17 protein-coding genes are annotated in these 18,707 nt (G+C 53.1%); 3 read left to right on the top strand and 14 right to left on the bottom strand.

The window, feature by feature from the left end:
* Positions 1-110: 110 nt before the first annotated feature.
* The 7 genes from H7849_RS02530 to cpaB all read right to left on the bottom strand — a co-directional run bounded on the left by H7849_RS02530 (position 111) and on the right by cpaB (position 6,724).
* Positions 111-935: a glycosyltransferase family 2 protein gene (locus H7849_RS02530; RefSeq protein ID WP_186743897.1), complete on the bottom strand. Its 825-nt coding sequence runs from the start codon at positions 933-935 to the stop codon at positions 111-113.
* Positions 936-939: 4 nt separating this feature from the next.
* Entirely contained in the window at positions 940-2,733 is a 1,794-nt protein-coding gene (locus H7849_RS02525; protein ID WP_186743895.1) for a hypothetical protein, read from the bottom strand.
* A gap of 261 nt (positions 2,734-2,994) precedes the next feature.
* Positions 2,995-3,192 (bottom strand): Flp family type IVb pilin, encoded by a 198-nt coding sequence (locus H7849_RS02520; RefSeq protein ID WP_186743893.1) that lies wholly within the window; start codon positions 3,190-3,192, stop codon positions 2,995-2,997.
* 138 nt (positions 3,193-3,330) lie between these two features.
* Complete coding sequence (locus tag H7849_RS02515; protein WP_186743891.1) at positions 3,331-3,528, bottom strand: Flp family type IVb pilin; 198 nt, start codon at positions 3,526-3,528, stop codon at positions 3,331-3,333.
* A gap of 366 nt (positions 3,529-3,894) precedes the next feature.
* Positions 3,895-4,341 carry a DUF192 domain-containing protein gene (locus H7849_RS02510; RefSeq protein WP_186743889.1) on the bottom strand — a complete coding sequence of 149 codons (447 nt, stop codon included), beginning with the start codon at positions 4,339-4,341 and terminating at the stop codon, positions 3,895-3,897.
* Complete coding sequence (locus H7849_RS02505; RefSeq protein ID WP_186743888.1) at positions 4,338-5,783, bottom strand: type II and III secretion system protein family protein; 1,446 nt, start codon at positions 5,781-5,783, stop codon at positions 4,338-4,340. Before H7849_RS02505 ends, H7849_RS02510 begins: the two co-directional genes overlap by 4 nt.
* Positions 5,784-5,884: 101 nt before the next feature.
* Positions 5,885-6,724, bottom strand: coding sequence for a Flp pilus assembly protein CpaB (gene cpaB / locus H7849_RS02500; RefSeq protein ID WP_186743886.1), 840 nt, complete (start codon positions 6,722-6,724; stop codon positions 5,885-5,887).
* 383 nt (positions 6,725-7,107) lie between these two features.
* On the opposite strand from cpaB, the gene H7849_RS02495 reads away from it, so the two are divergent.
* Positions 7,108-8,499 (top strand): hypothetical protein, encoded by a 1,392-nt coding sequence (locus H7849_RS02495; RefSeq protein ID WP_186743884.1) that lies wholly within the window; start codon positions 7,108-7,110, stop codon positions 8,497-8,499.
* A 54-nt stretch (positions 8,500-8,553) separates the two neighbouring features.
* Here the strand turns inward: H7849_RS02495 and H7849_RS02490 are convergent, their stop codons facing one another.
* The 7 genes from H7849_RS02490 to H7849_RS02460 form a co-directional block, all read right to left on the bottom strand.
* Complete coding sequence (locus H7849_RS02490; protein ID WP_186743882.1) at positions 8,554-8,982, bottom strand: PilZ domain-containing protein; 429 nt, start codon at positions 8,980-8,982, stop codon at positions 8,554-8,556.
* A 25-nt stretch (positions 8,983-9,007) separates the two neighbouring features.
* The gene (locus tag H7849_RS02485; RefSeq protein ID WP_251106557.1) at positions 9,008-9,436 is read right to left on the bottom strand and encodes a DUF192 domain-containing protein; all 429 of its coding nucleotides are present in this window, start codon (positions 9,434-9,436) and stop codon (positions 9,008-9,010) included.
* Between the two features lie 459 nt (positions 9,437-9,895).
* Complete coding sequence (locus tag H7849_RS02480) at positions 9,896-10,810, bottom strand: type II secretion system F family protein (RefSeq protein ID WP_186743881.1); 915 nt, start codon at positions 10,808-10,810, stop codon at positions 9,896-9,898.
* 9 nt (positions 10,811-10,819) lie between these two features.
* Positions 10,820-11,716, bottom strand: a complete 897-nt coding sequence (locus H7849_RS02475; protein WP_251106556.1) for a type II secretion system F family protein — start codon at positions 11,714-11,716, stop codon at positions 10,820-10,822.
* A 96-nt stretch (positions 11,717-11,812) separates the two neighbouring features.
* Positions 11,813-13,093, bottom strand: a complete 1,281-nt coding sequence (locus H7849_RS02470; RefSeq protein WP_186743877.1) for a TadA family conjugal transfer-associated ATPase — start codon at positions 13,091-13,093, stop codon at positions 11,813-11,815.
* A gap of 48 nt (positions 13,094-13,141) precedes the next feature.
* Positions 13,142-14,335, bottom strand: coding sequence for a CpaE/TadZ family protein (locus H7849_RS02465; protein WP_251106555.1), 1,194 nt, complete (start codon positions 14,333-14,335; stop codon positions 13,142-13,144).
* Positions 14,336-14,429: 94 nt separating this feature from the next.
* The gene (locus H7849_RS02460) at positions 14,430-14,945 is read right to left on the bottom strand and encodes an A24 family peptidase (RefSeq protein ID WP_186743875.1); all 516 of its coding nucleotides are present in this window, start codon (positions 14,943-14,945) and stop codon (positions 14,430-14,432) included.
* Between the two features lie 756 nt (positions 14,946-15,701).
* Here H7849_RS02460 and H7849_RS02455 point away from each other — a divergent pair.
* Together H7849_RS02455 and H7849_RS02450 are read left to right on the top strand one after the other, a co-directional pair.
* Positions 15,702-17,183, top strand: coding sequence for a sigma-54 dependent transcriptional regulator (locus tag H7849_RS02455; RefSeq protein WP_186743874.1), 1,482 nt, complete (start codon positions 15,702-15,704; stop codon positions 17,181-17,183).
* On the top strand, positions 17,180-18,676 hold the full coding sequence (locus H7849_RS02450) for a hypothetical protein (protein WP_186743872.1): 1,497 nt from the start codon (positions 17,180-17,182) through the stop codon (positions 18,674-18,676). Before H7849_RS02455 ends, H7849_RS02450 begins: the two co-directional genes overlap by 4 nt.
* Positions 18,677-18,707: the final 31 nt, after the last annotated feature.

The raw sequence follows: 18,707 nt of genomic DNA, 5'->3' as shown, positions 1-18,707 counted from the left end.
TTTGGTAAGACTAAAGGCTTATCTCTGTACAAACAACAGAAATAGCCGTTCGCGCTTTTGGCTACCTTGAGAGCTGAATCCGACTTCCTACTTTCTCTTCGATGAGACGATTATTGAGCAACCGGTGGCAAGGATTGCGTCAGTGCCTCAAGACTATGCGCTGGTTCTGCATAGTATTTGAGAGTTACCTTTCTTCCAGTTGTTTCAAAGGCAGGCGCTTTGATAATGCCCATCTTATGGGCCACAAAACTGGCAGTCGTCCGCAGTACTCCCAAGCCATATTTCGCGCTGCGCCTGAAGTTGATGGAAGAAGCCTCCTCGAAATATTTCGTCGGGCAGGATATTTCTCCTATGCGGAAGCCGAACATGAGAGCCTGAGCAATCATCTGGTTGTCGAAGACAAAGTCATCAGAGTTTTCAAGCAGAGGCAGCGTCTGCAACAGTTCCCGCGAGAAGGCGCGGTAGCCAGTGTGATACTCGGAGAGCTTTGCTCCGAGAAACAGGTTCTGAAATCCAGTCAGCAGACGGTTGAAGATGTACTTATAGACCGGCATTCCCCCGCGAAGAGCCCCGCCTCCAAGAATCCGCGAGGCAAGGACCATGTCATACACGCCGCTTGAAACCATCGCGGCTATGGCGGATACCAGCTTTGGCTCATATTGGTAGTCGGCGTGGACCATGACGACGATGTCTGCACCCGCTGAGAGAGCCTCGCGATAACATGTCTGCTGATTGCGCCCGTACCCGTAGTTCGCATCGTGGATAAAAGTGCGCACGCCAAGCTGTTCCGACAAGCGGGCGGTTTCATCCGTGCTTGCGTCGTCGACGAGAATCTTGATATCAACTTCTTCTGGAAGTTCCCGCACGGTCTTTTCCAGGGTTCTTTCGGCATTGTAGGCCGGCATGACAACAGCAACGCGTTTTCCGTTGATCATAAAATTAGCCTCCGAACTGCGGCTGGTTATCACCGTCCGCAGCCGAGATTGAATTCATTGAGGGGATTGCACGTGTATTCGGAAGAGGATATGGAGACAATCCGGCCGGTTGTAGATCCGGCTGTGCCAGCCACACCTTTCGATCTTTGTAGTAGCGAACTAGCTCCAGATTGCTGGCGTCATCCATTTCTCTCGCCCAGATCACTTTGGAAGTGTCTATGTCTGGAGCGTTGTACACCCATTCATTGAATGCATCGTGGCTCGGAACATATCTGACAATTACCAGTTGTTTTCCTGGTTGATGCTCCAATTCGTTTTCGATGCGAGCGCGTTCGACTCCATAATTTTCCGGGCCACCCCAATCCGCGATGGCATCCGACCTCATGACAATCATCGGATGAGACGTCGCCGCATCCAAACGCGCGATCACCAGTACAAAACACAAACTTACAGTGAGCCGCGTTATTGCCATTCCAACGGGATTGCCGCCCGGTTTCCAAACTCGCAAATGACGCATGGCCTGTAAGCCGATGGCATAAAACACGGCAGTGAAGGCTGCGATGTAGTGTGGATAGAGGAAATTTTCTATAAACATTCCTGCGGCCAGTACGAGCGAACACAGAAGCAGGAAACGGATACGACGATCAAGACAGACGCGCCGGAGCATAATCAGAGGCGGCAGCAGGGCGAATCCCGAAAAAAAGAACACGCCTCTGACGAACTTTATGAGCGTTTGGCGCGAGAAACCAAGAATGGTCTGGACTTTTCCATAGTCATGCATTTCATCGCGAGTGTAGAACTCCCGCATGACTTCGTGGTGGTACAGGGGTTCAGGTCGAGGTGATTGCCAGATATAGTAAGGCGCTACTGCGTACGTGGCGCGGTTGAGTTTATATGGCGGAGTCAGGGGGCTGCCGAAGGCGCGGTAATCGTAATATCCCATCCATGCACCCGTCGCGACAATCAACGCCAATGGAAAGACCGTCGTCCGGACAAGCACGCGCATTGTGGGCTTGTTGCGCCCTGCAAGGCTCCATCGACCCAAAACGATCGAGACGGGCACGCAAAGGAGGAGACCTTCATACGGGCGACTGACGGCAAGCAGTGAGATACCCACTGCCATCAGCAGGCTGTAACGGAGGCGCACCGTCTTTATGAACCGGGGTAACGCGCCCAAAACAAGGGCTCCCCCAAGAGCCGCGATGGAACCGGCGCCGGAGTATAGATTTATCCAATAAGTGAAAAGCCCCAATCGCACAACTGCCAGCATTCCACCCAGGAGGGCCCATGTTGGTGGCAACCAAGCCTGCAACATCCAGCAGATGCCTGCGCACATGAGTCCAACCATGAACAAAAGACCGAACCAGGGATGCCCGAGGAGCACCTTCCCCGCGGCCAGAACCAGGCCGTCCCCGGGAAAGTACATGGACATATATGTCGGCTTCATGCAGATGTGAATACTTTCAAAATGTATCCACATGGGCGGTGTCGGATTCGTCAGTCTGCCAGAAGCGAAGGTATTTGCAGAAAGCAGAAAGCTGAAATCATCGGCGCCAAACGGATGAGGAATGCAAATTACCGGTAGGATGGCAAGACGCAACAGTATTGCTGTTAGACCAACCACCAAAACTGCCAGACCTTGCTTTTGCGCTAACCGCTTGAATGAGCGTTCAACCCGAGAAAAATACTTCGCTCCAAGCGTGGGACAGAGAAATGACATTGCGACAGCTATCGCAGTGAGGCCACCTTCGAGAACCATCAGCGAAGCGGTATGTTCTGTAACGGAAGAAGCAATCATATCTCTGGTACAGGCTTTAGCAATCTGTGAACGTTGGTTGAATCGGTCTTCAGCCTTCACTGTCTCTGGATTAAGTGAGGCTGGCTTTCAACTCGTTGGGGGCGAGACTTCGTAGATCAAAATCGATAGTGCTTGTCCCACTCTTATGCCCATGTTTTCCTTGGCAAGGGAGAGCGCGCTACTTAGACAATTGCCTGCTCCCGCGTATCTCTCCCGGCAAGGAGGTGGGGGAGTTGGTTTGCAACGGTTCCCACCGTTGGACTATGTAACGTTGGCGCTAAGTGCAGTCTGGATGGAGACGAAGGCATTGTTGATGGAGCTTGCCACTGTACCCATGCCCACAGTCGCACCAAAAGCGATCAGGGCTACAACGAGCGCGTACTCAATCAGATCTTGACCTTCTTCCCGAAGGAATACGCGTTGCACCCTGGCATACAAGTTGAACCACTGAAATTGCATCACAAATCATCTCCGCAAAACTAGGATTTGTGCGCTGTCCCTAAAGGAGAGCACTTTTCGGACTGGTACCTGCTCCCAGGTATCTGACTCGGCAAAGAACTGGGGGAGTTGGTTTGCGACGGTTACCCGCCCGTTGGACTAGCTAACGTTGGCGCTAAGTGCAGTCTGGATGGAGATGAAGGCATTGTTGATAGCACTAGCTACCTTGCCCATACCAACCGTAGCTGCAAACGCAATCAGTGCAACCACCAGCGCGTACTCAATCAGATCCTGACCTTCTTCCCGCATCATCAGGGTCTGCAACTTTACAGACAACTTCAGAAAAGTATCTTTCATTTCAATTTCCCCTTCGTTGATTCCCCGGCCCTGGCCGAGCAACCTCTACATATGCAACTGGAGAGCCATTTCCATTGCCAACATTAAACACAGGAAATCAGCAAGTTACGGGGCCCTATGTAAAGGAAGGGTGTGAACACGTGTATACAAGCCCATAGCGACAGATGTGACGCGTATACAGCATCTTTCACCTATTTTGCTTTGTTGTCGAGCACGGGAGGCACTAATTCGGCTAACTAGCAGAACCATCAGGATGAAGGTTGTTAGTAGTTAATGGAATAAGTGCTCGGGAAGGTACACGACAATGGACTGAAGGCGGCCACAATACTCACTGTCGAAAGCTTTGGGGAGTGCGAGCCAGCTCAACTATTCGTGATCGCTATACAGGTCGACAGCCGAGAATTCGATCCTGTCTCCGGGCCTTGTCTGCGTTCGGCTGATGGTGCCAGGAGCGAGTTCTAGCACGGAGTGTGCAGATAGACATGCCGACAGGCGGAACGGGGGTACATCGGTCCGGACCTTTTTTACACGGTTGTTGCGATCGAGATAGATGAGATCGATTGAGAATTGCATACCGAAGGTATGAACTGCCTCACAGGGAAGTATCCATAGACCTTCTTCAGCGGATAGGCCCTCACGCCCAAGCAGGCCTTTTCTGCGCTTTGGTCCGCGATCGGCCACCTCTACGCAGCCTGCGATAACAGTTTCACGGGAGAGATTCGAGACCTTAAGGCGGAGATCAGGTCTTTCGTGATCTCCATGTTTATCGCCGTTCGAACCCCAGAGGTTGATCCAGTGGTCAATTCCCTTCATTGCTGTGAGGCACCATTCTGCGGTATCGCCAGCGTGCTACTTCCGGAACCCATCGAGCCATCAATCGTCAGCGGCTGCTCAGGCTTCATGCTCTCAACCAGCTTCTCAACCGGCATCGAAGCTGGAGAAGCTGCGAAGGGTTTTGCGCCTGTCACCTGCGGTCCAGGGTTCGTCATTGGAATATCGGAATTGGGCGACAGGAACTTGTCGCCATACTTCAATTCTGGTACGGGCGCATTGGCCGGTATGGGAGCTACGATCTCCGGGGTCACAATTACGATCAGCTCAGTGTTTGTTTTCGAGGTTGCAATCGATTGAAAGAACTTTCCTAGTATTGGAACATCTCCCAAAAACGGGATCTTCTGGAGGTTCTTGGTTGTGCGATTGTCGAGCAGTCCGCCGATGACAAAGCTCTGTCCTTCGCCCAACTCAACTTCGGTATTCACCTTGCGAACATCGATACCAGGAACGGTGAATCCGGAAATTGTTAAGCCGTTGGCGTAATCAAGGGCGCTAACCTCTGGGGCCACCTGAAGTCGAATGGTATTCCGGGGCGTAAGGGTAGGAATGAAGTTGAGACGCACGCCGAATTCCTTAAATGCAATCGTAACTGCTCCCACGCCGCCGGCACCCGTAGCACCTTGGACTGTTGGATAAGGGAATTGTCCGCCAGCGAGAAAGCTACCCTGTCTCCCATTTTCGACCAGCAGGTTGGGTTCAGCCAGAACCTGAAGTATGTTGTTTTCTTGAAGCGCTTTAATTGTGGCACCCAGATTAATGTCCGGCCGGAAGACAAAGATATTGAGCAAATCCGATAGCGCTGCTGACGCCGGAGTTGAACCACTGCCCTGCGTAACGGATGGCGCAGAGAATTGCTGCGTAGTGACCGAACCTATGGTATTTGCTGCACCCAAACTAAACAGGTTGATGCCCAGAGATTTGTTCAGTGTCCGGTCGTAGCTTGCAAAACGCACCTTAAGAAGAATTTGTTGCGTGGGCGGCGGAACATCGACATATAAGAGATTGACAACCTTCCCTACGGTCGATGCGATCTGGACTGCTCGGTCTGAGCTAGCAAGGTTCTTGACTGTCCCACGAAGGAAAATATTGCCACCCTCTGCGCTAACCTGAATCGGCTGTCCCGGGAATTCGGTTCTGAGTTCGCGGCGAAGCCCTTCAAGACGCTCTGACGACGCTTCAAGCGCGGCTCGAACTCTTACATTGAAGAATTGTCTGCCGCCGCCTGCTTCCCAAATGATAAGGCTGGTTTCGCCGAAGGCCTTGCCGTTCACCATGATCTCAGATGGGCTTACGGCAGCGGCTTCGGCAACTTCGCCCGACGCAACGGCAACTCTGGTTATCGGCTTCTCTGTGTCGACCAGCACTGACTTGCCGACGGCAACGAAGAGCGTATTGGAAGCATCCGTGCTTGCGGATTCCATCGCTCGAACAGGGGAAGCCGGAACCTGAGCCCGAAGGCTCAATTCGGCAGACCCGAATAACCACACGCTGAAACAAAGGACTGCAACATCAACTCGCGCTCTCACTGTCTTTCCTCGCCAGAGACAAATTTCTCTTCTGTCCGCTTTCCGCCATTCAACACTTCTATCGTGTAGACGCCGGAGGCCCTGTGCACCGCTGCCGACCTGACTTTAGGCACGGGCTTGATATCCGTGAAAAGGCTGGTCATTTCGCTTCCAGGTGGATGCGTCACTTCCGTATCAAGCGGATTACGGAGCACGAGTTGAATTTTGGTTTCATTGCTGGCGAGGCTTAGAAGCTCCGCTTGTTCTGGACTAACTAACAGGTTCACTACTTGAACTTGCTGAGGCTTGCCCTCATTATCCTTCTGAATGTCTGTGCCAGCCGATAACACTTCAATGTTCTGCAGAAGTGTCTTTACTTTCGGCCCTTCGTTCACATTCGTGGTTCCCGGAGGATTGCCGGAGATCAACACATCGACGCGCATTCCCGGAGTGACGAATCCGGCGACGCCCACCACTTCATCGACCTTAACCGCGCAGGCTCTCATACCAGAGCGGATAGTCGCAGCCAGCCCGCCACCGGAGCCGGGGGCCGCAAGACGACTCTCAAGAATGGGCTCTCCCTGGTAAATGTCCGAAAGTACGCCACGGCCAACCGCATTTTCCGGCTTGACGACGGCTCCTTTGGGCAGGGCTCCTACGATCTGCGTAGTGGTTAAGTCGGATGACTTTAGAATGCTTCCTAATTTGACATCATTTGCGGCAACGAGGACGTTTGTCGCTCGCGGCTGCGCTGCTGCTGCCATAATGCGATTCCCGACCATGCGATACACCACATAGCTGCACCCGAGAGCAATGGCAAAAGCGATCAGGAGAATTGTGAGTAACCTTCGATTCATGTAGATACCTATCTGAGGCAGCTTTCCGCTGCTCATCCTCCCGGGGGAACGTATGCCATATCGGCAATTGCAGTGCCAAAGAGGTGGGACCGTATCGGTGCGAAATCAGTGATTTAGGGGGATTCCCCAAAAGTAATTGTGAACGCCTGTATACAACTTGACCGGTAGGTGTATCCGCCTAGGCATGCCTAACTTCCCATATCGGCACTTTTAAGGGACTTACAACCGCATTAGTTGGCCTGGGAATTGCAACCTGTGGGAAATAGTACGTCCAGGCAGATTCGCATTCCCCTGCCTTCAATAGTTCCAAATTGGGAATAAGACCAAGTAACCCACCTGTTTGAAAAGGAGCTGGCAGTGTTAAAAATTGGGGAGCCCCTATAATGATCAAATCTTCCCAAACAATCACACTCTTCGGTGAAGCTCCGCCGCCGAGCTGGCGACCTTCCGGGTTCCTGACTTCAATGTTGCTACACGGTGTGGCGATGACTCTGATATACGCCGACCTGAAGCACATGCCTAAAGTCGTCGACCCCTTTTCTCAGAGATACACCGTTCGTATTCTGAATCTGCACAGGCCAGCACCCAAAATTCAGCTAGCTGCAATGCGAGGACTTGCTCATCCGATCCCAAAAGCTGCTAACCATACGGTGGCACGCGGTGGTGGGCGTCCTGCGCCGCCATCTGGTTCGCGGCATGAGGCAGAACAGGTTGCAGCTAAGCAGACGATTGTGCAGCCGGACCTTCCGCCGAATGTGATTCTTCCTGAGGAAACTCCGATTCCACTCGCTGTTCTGTGGTCGACAGTGAACAGCCCCGCGGTGAGGATCATTCCACCTCCGCCGCAGGAGGCTACGAATGCTAACGTTCAACCTTCCCTCGATCCGCCAAATCAAGAGCTGAAGCTTGCTGACCTCAGAATGTCCGCAACCGCTTTCACGACGGAGATGCCGCTGCCGTCTCCGAGTACGTCTTCACCTTTAACCATCCGGAGACCCAACGCACCCAATCAGGTTCCGCAAACAGGATCGCAACAAGCCGCACCACCAACTCCTGCACGGGTGATGTCTCTGTCTGATCTGCTCCTGCAACAGGGAGCGATTCCGCTGCCGATGATTAATGAGACTGCACCCTCATCCGCGTCAGATTCGCTCGCCGCTGAGAAGCCGGCAGATCTGCCGCAAGTTGGCGGAACAGACCTTGCCAGCAAGCAGAATGGAACCGGCAGCGGTGAAACCTCGGGGAATCAGGGTGACGCGATTGCGGCGAATGGCCTCGCCGGGCAGAACGGTTCGGGCAATGAACCCGCAGTCACACGTATTGTCCTGCCCAAAGATGGCCATTTTGGTGTTATAGTCGTCGGCTCTTCCCCGGTTGAAGAATATGCCGAAGCACTTGGGACATGGACCGACAGACTTGCTTATACCGTTTACCTGCACGTAGGACTCGCCAAAAGCTGGATTCTGCAGTATTGTCTGCCAAGTGATGCGGAAGCAGCAGCAGCGGGAAGTGCCACGCGTCCAGACGCTCCCTGGCCATATCTTGTTGTACGGCCTCACCTCGCGCCAAGCGACACCAACGGTGACGCCATCATGGTTCACGGTCTTATCAATGCCCGAGGTCAATTTGAAAAGCTCGCTGTCGTCTTTCCCCAGCAGTTCGCACAGACTCAGTTTGTGCTCAGCGCGCTTCAGCAGTGGCAGTTCCGTCCGGCCACACAAGATGGCCAGATTACTGCAGTCGAAGTATTGCTGATTATTCCGCGGGAATCGTAATTCAGTGTAACGACATTCGGGCCAGAGCATGGCACTCGACTGGGATCGGTGATGCTACGCTCGTTCAAGCTTTGACGCGTGGCTCAGGCGCAGACGTTGCAAGAATCGCTTGAGCGCCTTCTTGTCCACGATCCTGTTGCCATCCGTATTGGGCACGCTCTGCGCATCCAGTGGCTCAGGAAAGAGGAATTTAAAACCTACTCCATCCTCGCCCGAACGAACGACTTTGGCCAGCACCGCGACGACGTTCTCGGGACCGGCAGTTAAGGTATCGGTCCTTTGTAGCGTAATCGTGACCAACGTTCCCGGATACCAGCGTCTTTCCGTCAGCAGGTAAAGACCGCTGGAACTAATATTCCGAAGACGATGCGCTGTGGGGATGGCCCTTTCTCCATCCCAGAAGTAGATCGCGAGTGGGGGCGTCACATGTCGCGCGGATCCACGATGATCGCGGGCGATGAAATGCTTGATCCAATTCCTCATAGAACGTCCTGGTAGTTATTCCGACCTACCCCACTCTCTCTTTCCTGTTATTGCGGTAGAGCGTTTCCTCGCTCAGCCGGGTTTCCATTTCTTCTGGCGGACAAATCAATAGTTGGTCGCCTAGTTGCGTCTGCGATGAATAGATTGTGTGGATGGGGAGTTGTAGCACGCTCTCTGCGTTTGTACGCAATGGCGCGATACGAAATGTACGGAAAAATTCAATAAGATGAATGACGCGATAATTCTCGTCTAGGTAAATCAGATCGAGCGGGAAGAGCACGCCAATTGTGTGTACTCCACTTGAGGGTACCATCCAGAGCCCCTCGTCATACTTCAGCCGAAGCCTTCCGATCATCCCCTTGAGACGTGCGAAGGTAGTGTCTGCGCGATTGACATTCAAGCTCAGAAAACATTCGCGCGACTCGTTGTATACGCAATACTTCTGCTTCTCCAATAAGCCTCCTTCCTTCGGACAAATACCGGATGAACCGGATTTCGTAACAGGACCAGATATAGTTATCAGTGGCACTTTATTAATTCGACTCTTCTAACAATGACTTGCCATTCACGACGCATGGCTCGTCAGAAAATCGGGGAGGCTTCTACTCCAGAAGCGGAGCCTCCCCGTGCCGCACTGTGTTATCGCTTCATGTCGCTAATGCATTCAACCAGCCTGGAATCACCTCGCTTGGTCGTGCGCTCCGCATGAGGCGTGTTGCGCCACCAGTTCTTGCAACCTTGTCCGTGACTCTTAAAGGCACGACTAAGGGCTTTCCGCAACCGAACTGTTGGGGTTTTGATTACTGAACTCGCGTTCTGCGGCGCTGGATCAGAATGCCCAGCACTACAACAAAGAGAACGCCGGCAATTACCCGGATCAGGGTTACACTCTCCATGTCCATCCTCCTTCCTCTCAGTGACTAAAATATTTCTGAAATGATTCCGCCATGACGATACCGGCGGGGCCTAGGGTTACCAGAAACAACGATGGAAATATGAAAAAGACCAGCGGGAAGACCAGTTTGACTGTAGTCTTCGCCGCCAACTCTTCCACCTTCTGGCGACGTTGGGTTCTCAGCGTATCGGAATGAGTGCGCAACGTCTTGGCCACGCTCGTCCCGAACTTTTCCGACTGGATGAGGATGGTTACCAAGTTACGCACACTCTCGACTCCAGTACGTTCGGCAAGATGTCTCCACGCATCTGCCCTGGCAATTCCGGCCCGTTGCTCCAGTACAGTGATACTCAGTTCATCACTGATGGCAGGCTGGACTCGTTCCAGCTCCTCCGCTGTGCGCGCCGTTGCATGATCCAAACTCAGTCCTGCTTCGATGCAAATGACCAGGAGGTCCAACACGTCCGGGAGACCGCGGCGTATCTGCGCTTGCCGCCGCGAAATCTTTCGCCCCAGCCAAAAATCAGGCCCAATAAATCCGAGGCCCAACGCGAGGGCATAGACGATGAAAGGGCTGTAACTTCCAGCACCGGACACCATGGCAAGTGTGCATAGAACCAGCGGAACTAATACTTTGGCGCCATATAAAATCTTCGGCGCGGATTCGGAGCGGAGGCCTGCCCGGGTAAGTCTTTGCTGGATGACTGACGCCTCAGCCTGGCTCTTCGGCAGAAATCGCTCCAATTGGCCCATTGCACCGCCAATTGTTGATCCAGTCTGCTGAATGGCAGTCTTCAATCCTCCCGAGCGCTTTACGCGCGGCGTCACCACATCGGACAGACGCTTCATCATCGCTTCGCGATAGAAGAGCAGCAGGCCGCCACTGGCGATCAGCAGAAAGATTACGAGAAATGTAATAGCCGCGAATCCCATAGTCTCTCCTTACACATCCATCCGGACGATTTTGCGGATAATCAGCGCCCCAATGAGCGTCATGCTGCCCGATGCATAGAGAAGCTTTATGCCGATGGGACGCTTCCACAAAATGCTCATCGTCTCTGGGTTGACCATATACAGAGCGAGTCCGAGGACCACGGGAAGGAAAGATAGAATCCACCCGGTCATTCGCCCTTGCGCAGTGTGCACTCTGATCTGACGCCGCATGCGGAATCGCTCGCGAATCACATGAGACACCTTGTCCAACACCTCGGCGAGGTTTCCTCCGGTTTCCTTTTGGATCAGAATCGCTGTCGCCATCATGTTCAGGTCCTGGATCGGCACTCGGGATGTCAGATTACTTAAGGCGGTTCGCAGTTCCAGGCCGTAGTTTTGTTCCTCGCAGCAGATTCGGAACTCAGTGCCGACCGGATCTGGCGACTCCTTCGCCACGAGATCCAGAGCAGATATCAGACTCTGACCAACGCGCAGCGCGCTTACCATCATGTCGAGCGCTTCAGGCAATTCCTGTTCAAACTTGCCGAACCGTCTGTGACGCTTGTGAAGCACATAGGCAATTGGCCCACATCCGAATAGCAGCCCAATGAGCAGCGATAAGATCGCTCCGCCGGTCCGCAGATACATCAAATATCCAGAAGCCGCAAAGCAAACCACGGACATGAGAATCAGTGTGCCGGCTGTCCATTTCAAATCGGCTTGATAGAGAAGCCTGCTCAGGCGCGGCGCCAAATCAAGTTTCAGCAGCCAACGATTGATCCAGGGGACGGCGCTGAACAGTTCCTGTTTGCGGATATCAACGATTTGATCCTTAACGATGACTGGCTTCTCGACTGCCAGTGTAGACTCGAGCACTGCGAGAGTCTGCTTGGCTTCCTTAGACACGCCGACCCCGCCCCCGACGAGGACCATCACCAGGACAAGGAATACGCATGAAAATACAATCAGCAGCGGCAGTAACATATCTATCGACCTTGACTCTCAGTTCACTTCCAGCACCCGCTCAAACATACTTTGCGGGAAAATAATGCCTGCTACCCGGAGCTTCTCCAGGAACTTCGGACGTATCTGAGTCGGCTGGAAAACTCCAAGAACCCTGCCATCCGGACCAATCCCTTTCTTTTTGAAAGCAAAGATCTCGTGCATGGTGATCACGTTTTCCTCCATGCCCGTGATCTCAGAAATACTGACTACCTTGCGGGTACCGTCACTCATGCGCGAAACCTGAACGATGACAGACACAGCAGAAGCGATCTGCTGGCGCACCGACTTCTCCGGCAGGTTCATGCTGGTCATCGCAACCATCGATTCCAACCTTGATATGGCATCGCGCGGAGTGTTGGCGTGAATCGTGGCCATGGAACCTTCGTGACCAGTATTCATAGCCTGCAACATGTCAAAGGCCTCTTCACCGCGCACCTCGCCGAGAATGATGCGATCCGGCCGCATACGCAAACTATTGACGAGCAGTTGACGTTGGCGAATGGCTCCCACTCCTTCAATGTTGGGCGGACGCGTCTCCAGGCGAACGATATTCTGTTGGGCAAGCTGCAGCTCGGCTGCGTCTTCAATGGTGACAATGCGTTCTGTCTGGGGAATGTATTGCGACAGAATATTGAGAAAGGTAGTCTTGCCGGCGCCCGTCCCGCCTGATATCAGGACACTGATACGCGCGCGCACCGCACCCGCCATCAGCTCGAGCATCTCCGCTGAAATGCTTTTCAACTCCACGAGTTGATTCGCGCCAACCGGCCCGGTTCCAAAGCGACGAATCGATAATGCAGGACCATCGAGCGCCAACGGCGGAATAATTGCATTGACACGGGAGCCATCGGGCAGACGCGCATCCACCATGGGAGAAGACTCGTCCACTCTGCGGCCTACACGCGACACGATGCGGTCAATGACCTGGAGAAGATGGCGGTCATCCCGAAATGAAGCTTCTGTCCTCGTAAGACGCCCGCCACGCTCGATGAAAACCCTGTCCTTGCCGTTTACGAGAATGTCGGAGATCTTGGGATCGCGGAGTAATGGCTCTAGAGGGCCGAGGCCAAAGACTTCGTCGAGCAGATCGGATTGAATCTTCTCTTGTTCGGCATAGTTCAGCGGCACCCGCTGATCGCTAATGATCTCGGTCACCATGGCGGCCACAGCTTGCCGCGCCTGGCTGGAATTGACGCGGGACAGCTTTTCCAGATCGAGCTTAGAGATCAGTGTCCGATGTACTTCAGTTTTGAACTTTTCAAGAGTTGTATGTTCCACACTATGCCATCCGTTCGATCGTTGTGAGAAAACTCACTGGTTTCGCTGTCAAAATATGCCGAACTTCTTTTTCTTCTCCGCTGTTGGGGGTAAACCAGATGCGATTCTAGCCATCTGCCGAATGACCTGGGAGATGGGCGAGTCCTCCATTGCGAGCGGTGTGGCCGTGTTCTGTGCACGCCGCGCGGAAAGATAGTCGCTGGGAATCTTCCATTGAACGGGCCTGGTCAGCGCTTTTGTTATGTTTTCTTCGTCGATGCCCAGTGAGCGAGGAAGAAAGCGGTTGAGCACGATCTCTAGCTGCGGTCCCCCATTGGCGGAAAAGAACTCAGAGATCACCCGGTTTGAATTGCGCAGGCCGGAGATACTAACCTGCGTGATCAGATACACGGTGCTCGCATTCTTAAAAAGCGCGTTCCAATTTGAGCCGATGCCCGAACCAGCATCGACCACCACATAGTCAAACGCCTGCCGGACAATACTCAAGAGTTTCTCTACAGCCTGCTCCGACGGGGAAACAGGCGTATACCTGTCGGGTGCCGCCAGCACAAAAAGACCTGAGCTGTGCTTGGTCAAAAGAGTCTGCAGAAGGTTCGAATCCATTCGCTCGACGGTCTCGATCGCATTGGCAGTTGAAAACTGAGCAGTGATTCCGAGATCGATTGCTACATTACCCAGAGGCAGATCAAGATCGATCAGTACTGTGCTTTGACCAGACTCGCGAGCAAGGGTCAAAGCGAAATTGCTGGCGACGGTAGTGACGCCGGAGCCGCCCTTGGCGCTGGCGAACACATACAACTTCCCGCCTGCCTTTTTAGAACGAGCGGCGGGACGGCGAACTGCGGCACGCACTAAAGCTTCAGCGATGGTAGTTGGGACGATCGGAGCAGTGAGAAACTCTCGGGCTCCGGCTCGCATGCAGCGCACCAGTAACTCCGCGTCCGACTGCGCCGAATACGCCATCACCGTTGCTGGGCTGTTGCTGCAGATATTCTCTACAAGGTCGAGCGCATGCTCCGGGTTGCTATCCAGCTCGATGATAATGACGTCGAATTCCGCGCTCAGCAGGTCGGCAACATCGTCCAGGCCAGGATAGGACACGAACTCCCTGGTCACTTTAGCCTGTGATCCGACGACAGCACTCGTCATGTCTCTGCGATATGTCCCCTCGGGGCCAATCAACGCAATAGACAAGACATTCGTTCCGAGCGCTTCTGAATCCTGAGTGAACGTCGATATCATCGATTTACAGCTCCCTGCCGCTCAAGACTCTTTTCGAATGGATCCTGGATCGAAATGTCCTGAACAAAACAGTCATAGTTTCCTGTTTTCAATCTCAGCGCGAGAAGAAAGAGATCAGTGTTCCAATAGCAATCGCAGGCGCGTATGGCATTTTGCGCGTCAGGGGATTGGCAAGAACCAGTTCAGGATGGGGACGCAATCCACGCTCTTTGATTCCGAAGAGTAGATCGCCCGTACCACTGAACAGTTCGCCAAGAAACCCTCCGCAAGCAGCCCAGCTAAGGGCCATAATTCCACCAACCATGCCTGTCAGGACCAGGGCAATTACCAATTGCCCCGGCCCCACCCAGGCCCCAATGGCGGCACATAGCTTCACATCCCCCATCCCCATGCCGCCCATCCAACTGAGTATTCCGAAAAGGAGTCCACCTAAGGCCAAACCAGCAAGGCTATGTCCGACTCCGCTCCATCCGTGAGACCAGCCCGATACCGCCAGCCCAGCAATCATGAACGGGAACACAAGCCAGTTCGGAATGCGGCGGCTACGCAAATCGGTAAAGGTCGCGATGATGAGAGCAATGACAGTTGGCCACCAGGCGATCGAGTGCATATACAGACTCTTTCTCTACCCTTCAGGGTAAGAACTGTTAACGAAAAAGCAATTCTTCATCCAAATCCAAAACGCCTCCTGAGCGTCTGGATTCAGCCCTTTAACGATGAGCCTGGCATTTGAGTGTGCACGTCCGTTTACACGCTGCCTCCGATAGTGGAACAGCAGATATACACCCCTTTTTCCCTTGATCGCGTTGGGTTCATGCAGGTAAACAGCAATCGGACCTTGGATATCTGGTCACCTAGGAAGGAGTACATCGGTGCGGAAGGAGAAGCGAACGATGTCCTACTTGGAGGATCCGGCTCTATTTCTGGATGTTACCGACAGCTGCCTAGAGCGAGCCTCTAAATAATCGTTTAAGTTTGCGATGTCGAGGTTGGGTGCAATTTAGGAAGAAGTACTGTTCCATATCGGGACAATCCCTCGATGGAGCTAAAATGGAGTAACTTTTTGGTAGTATCTGCCATTCAATTACTTCTATTTCTCCAAAAGTTACCTAAGTACTATCGACCTTCGCAGCGCAATCCGATATGAATCTAAGCACACCATCCGATCTGTGACTTTCAGGAGTTCAAGCTTCTCCTATATTTTCCGGGTGGAGAAATGGCTTTACCGAACAAAAACTTTTTGCATCGCTGGCCCCCTAAAGAAATGCCTCCCCCAGTGCGATGCTACGAAACGCAGACACCACTTTAAGTGACGCTGGCATTAGTTTCGTTGCATCTTTAGCGCAATGAAGGAGCATGCTCTCTCATGATGAGGATTGGGGTTTTCTCCGAAGACTATAAACTGCAGCCTCTTTTATCTTCTGCCCTTGGTAAGGAATTTCAAGTAATCCTCGAATCTCACGAGGATGGAATCACACAGATGCTCTTTGCAGAGAGATGCGATGTTGTGATTCTCGACTTGGACTCAAATTATCGGTCGATCGAGCAGCGAATGGCTTGCTGTCGCCGTATTGCTGAGAATCCGGTTCCATCGGTGGTAATGGCTGATGATAGCCTTCGCCACGCGGCAATTGAACTGGTGCAACTTGGAGCACATGGTCACTGCCGCAAGCCGCCCTCGGTTCGCGAACTGAAGGCAATGCTATCCCGAGCTTATGAGAATGCTGCATTCACCCGGGCACCCAGAGCCGTACAGGAGCCCACCGAAGATGCGGTTCTGTCTGATCAAGCTGTCCGCTCCCCGCAGGAGCCGACCAGGGGTGAAGCGCCAATCAGCAAGCTGGCCATTCAATGCGATCAGATGATCGGGCATTCACAGGCAATGCAGCAGGTCTACGATCTGGTGAAACGTGTCGCCAATCTCAACGCCTCGGTGCTTGTTACGGGCGAAAGCGGCACGGGTAAAGAGTTGATTGCAAGAGCCATCCATAACACGGGCGCTCGCTTTCGACGTCCATTTGTCGCGGTCTCCTGCGGCGCCATTCCGGAAACGTTGATCGAAGCCGAGCTGTTTGGTCATGAAAAAGGCGCTTTCACCGGAACCGTTGGCGCGCGGGAAGGCTACCTTGAACAGGCAGGCGACGGCACTTTGTTCCTCGATGAGATTGGCGAGCTGAGCCTGAGCACGCAAGTGAAATTGCTGCGCGTTTTACAGCAACGCGAATTCTGTCGCCTCGGCAGCAGCCGGCTGATTCCTCTGCGGGCACGACTAGTCTTCGCCACGCATAGGGATTTAAGTGAATTGGTGGCGCAAGGCAAATTCCGGCAGGATCTTTTCTACCGCATCAATGTTATGCGAATTGATGCTCCAGCTCTGCAGGAACATCCGGAAGATATCCCATCCATTGCCTCGCATTTTCTGCGGCGCTACTCCGAGGAATATGACAAGCCGATGGAACAGATCGAACCGGACGCCATGTCGCTGCTGCAGCGCTACTCGTGGCCTGGAAATGTTCGGGAATTGGAAAACGTGATCCAGCAGGCCATCATCCTTGCCAAGACTCAGAGCGTCCGTTCGGAAGACCTGCCGCACAACATCCGGGAAGAGGATGTAGTCAGCATCAGTGACTATCATCCAGATGGATCTTTCGAGCGCCAGCTGCGCGAGTACAAAATTCGGCTCGCAGCAACCGCTGTGCGAGAACACAATGGGAATAAAACGCTTGCGGCGCGCAGCTTATCAATATCCCGTGCTTACCTGCACCGGCTGATCCGGCTTGCAGACCAACCGATGGAAATGGAAGAGGTTCTTGTCGCCTCAGATGGGCAGGAATTCGGCACGGCATGAGCACGGCATCCCTCACCGTCGAACAGACGACGGTCGCAACGCATGTCGGCGCGTTGCAACGTGTCTTCTCGTTTCCAGTAATGCTGGCTAGCCTCCTTGTCTTGTTGGCAACGATTACTGTCCGTGCGCGCTTCGACGATCCAGACATGTGGTGGCACCTAAAAACAGGCGAGGTCATCTGGAACTCCCACACCATCCCTACGACTGATCTTTTTTCATATACCGCCCGTCACCAAGCGTTTATGCCACAGGAATGGCTCTCTCAGGTGCTCATCTATGGCGCGTATCGAGCAGGCGGCTATGCGGGTTTGATGCTGTGGCTCTGCATTTTCACTTCTGCTGTATTGATCGCTGGCTATGCATTGTGCTCGCTGTATTCAGGAAATGTGAAGGTGGGCTGGGCCGGAGCTTTGGTTATCTGGCTATTTGGAACGGTCGGATACGCAGTACGGCCGCAGATGATCGGCTACCTATTACTCATCGTTGAGCTACTCGTGCTCCATCTCGGACGCACCCGCAATCCACGCTGGTTCTTCTGGCTTCCACCGATATTTGCAATCTGGGTAAACTGTCACGCTTCATTTTTTCTCGGATTTGGTCTCGCAGGAATACTTCTTCTCTGCTCTTTTTTCAATTTTCAGATTGGACTACTTGAAGCAACGCGCTGGAGTCCGCGCCGTCAATTGCTTCTTAGCTTGGCGTTGGTCTTTTCCGCGTCAGCACTCTTTCTAAATCCAATTGGTCTCAAGCTGGTTCTGTACCCGTTGGATTTCATGCTGCATCTGCCGATCAATCTCAGCGCCATTGATGAATGGAAGCCGCTCGCCATGAACTCTGTGCGCGGCGTTGGGTTGCTTGTCGTCTTTGCGTGCATTTTTCTCTCTGTCATCATCAGGCGTTCGCAATTGTTGTGGCATGAACTTGTCCTGCTGTCCGCAGGCACATGGTTTGCCGTCCATCATGAACGCATGACATTCGTCTTTGGTATTTTGGCAGCTCCCATTCTGGCCAGGCTTCTAGCAACAGCGTGGGATGGGTACAACGCTGAGCAGGATCGAGTATGGCCAAATGCGTTGACAATTGGGATATTTCTCACAGGCGCGTTCTTTGCCTTCCCAAACCAGCGATCTATTGCAGATCAGATGAAAGTTTCGAACCCAGTGAAGGCAGTCGAGTTTCTGCATGATCAGCATATTTCCGGAAACATGCTCAACGAGTATATCTACGGCGGATACCTGATCTGGGCCGCTCCGGAACGCCCCGTCTTCGTTGATGGACGCGCAGATCTCTTCGAATTTGCGGGTGTTCTTAAAGAATACGGAGAGTGGGCGACTCTCCAAAGCGATCCGAATGTGCTGCTCGACAAATACAAGATCGGTTTCTGTCTGCTGACCCGCGGCGGTCCCATGGCCCGCGTCCTTACGCTCTTAAAAGGCTGGAAATCTATTTATTCTGACGACAACACAGTAATTTTCGTGCGATCTAACGCATAAAGGCTGGCCTTTTAGCGCACATCTGCTTTTT

Origin of the sequence: Alloacidobacterium dinghuense (genome assembly GCF_014274465.1) — a bacterium.
Taxonomy (GTDB): Bacteria; Acidobacteriota; Terriglobia; order Terriglobales; family Acidobacteriaceae; genus Alloacidobacterium; species Alloacidobacterium dinghuense.
Note: the sequence above shows the minus strand (reverse complement) of the source record. Positions and strands in the feature narration are given on the sequence as shown.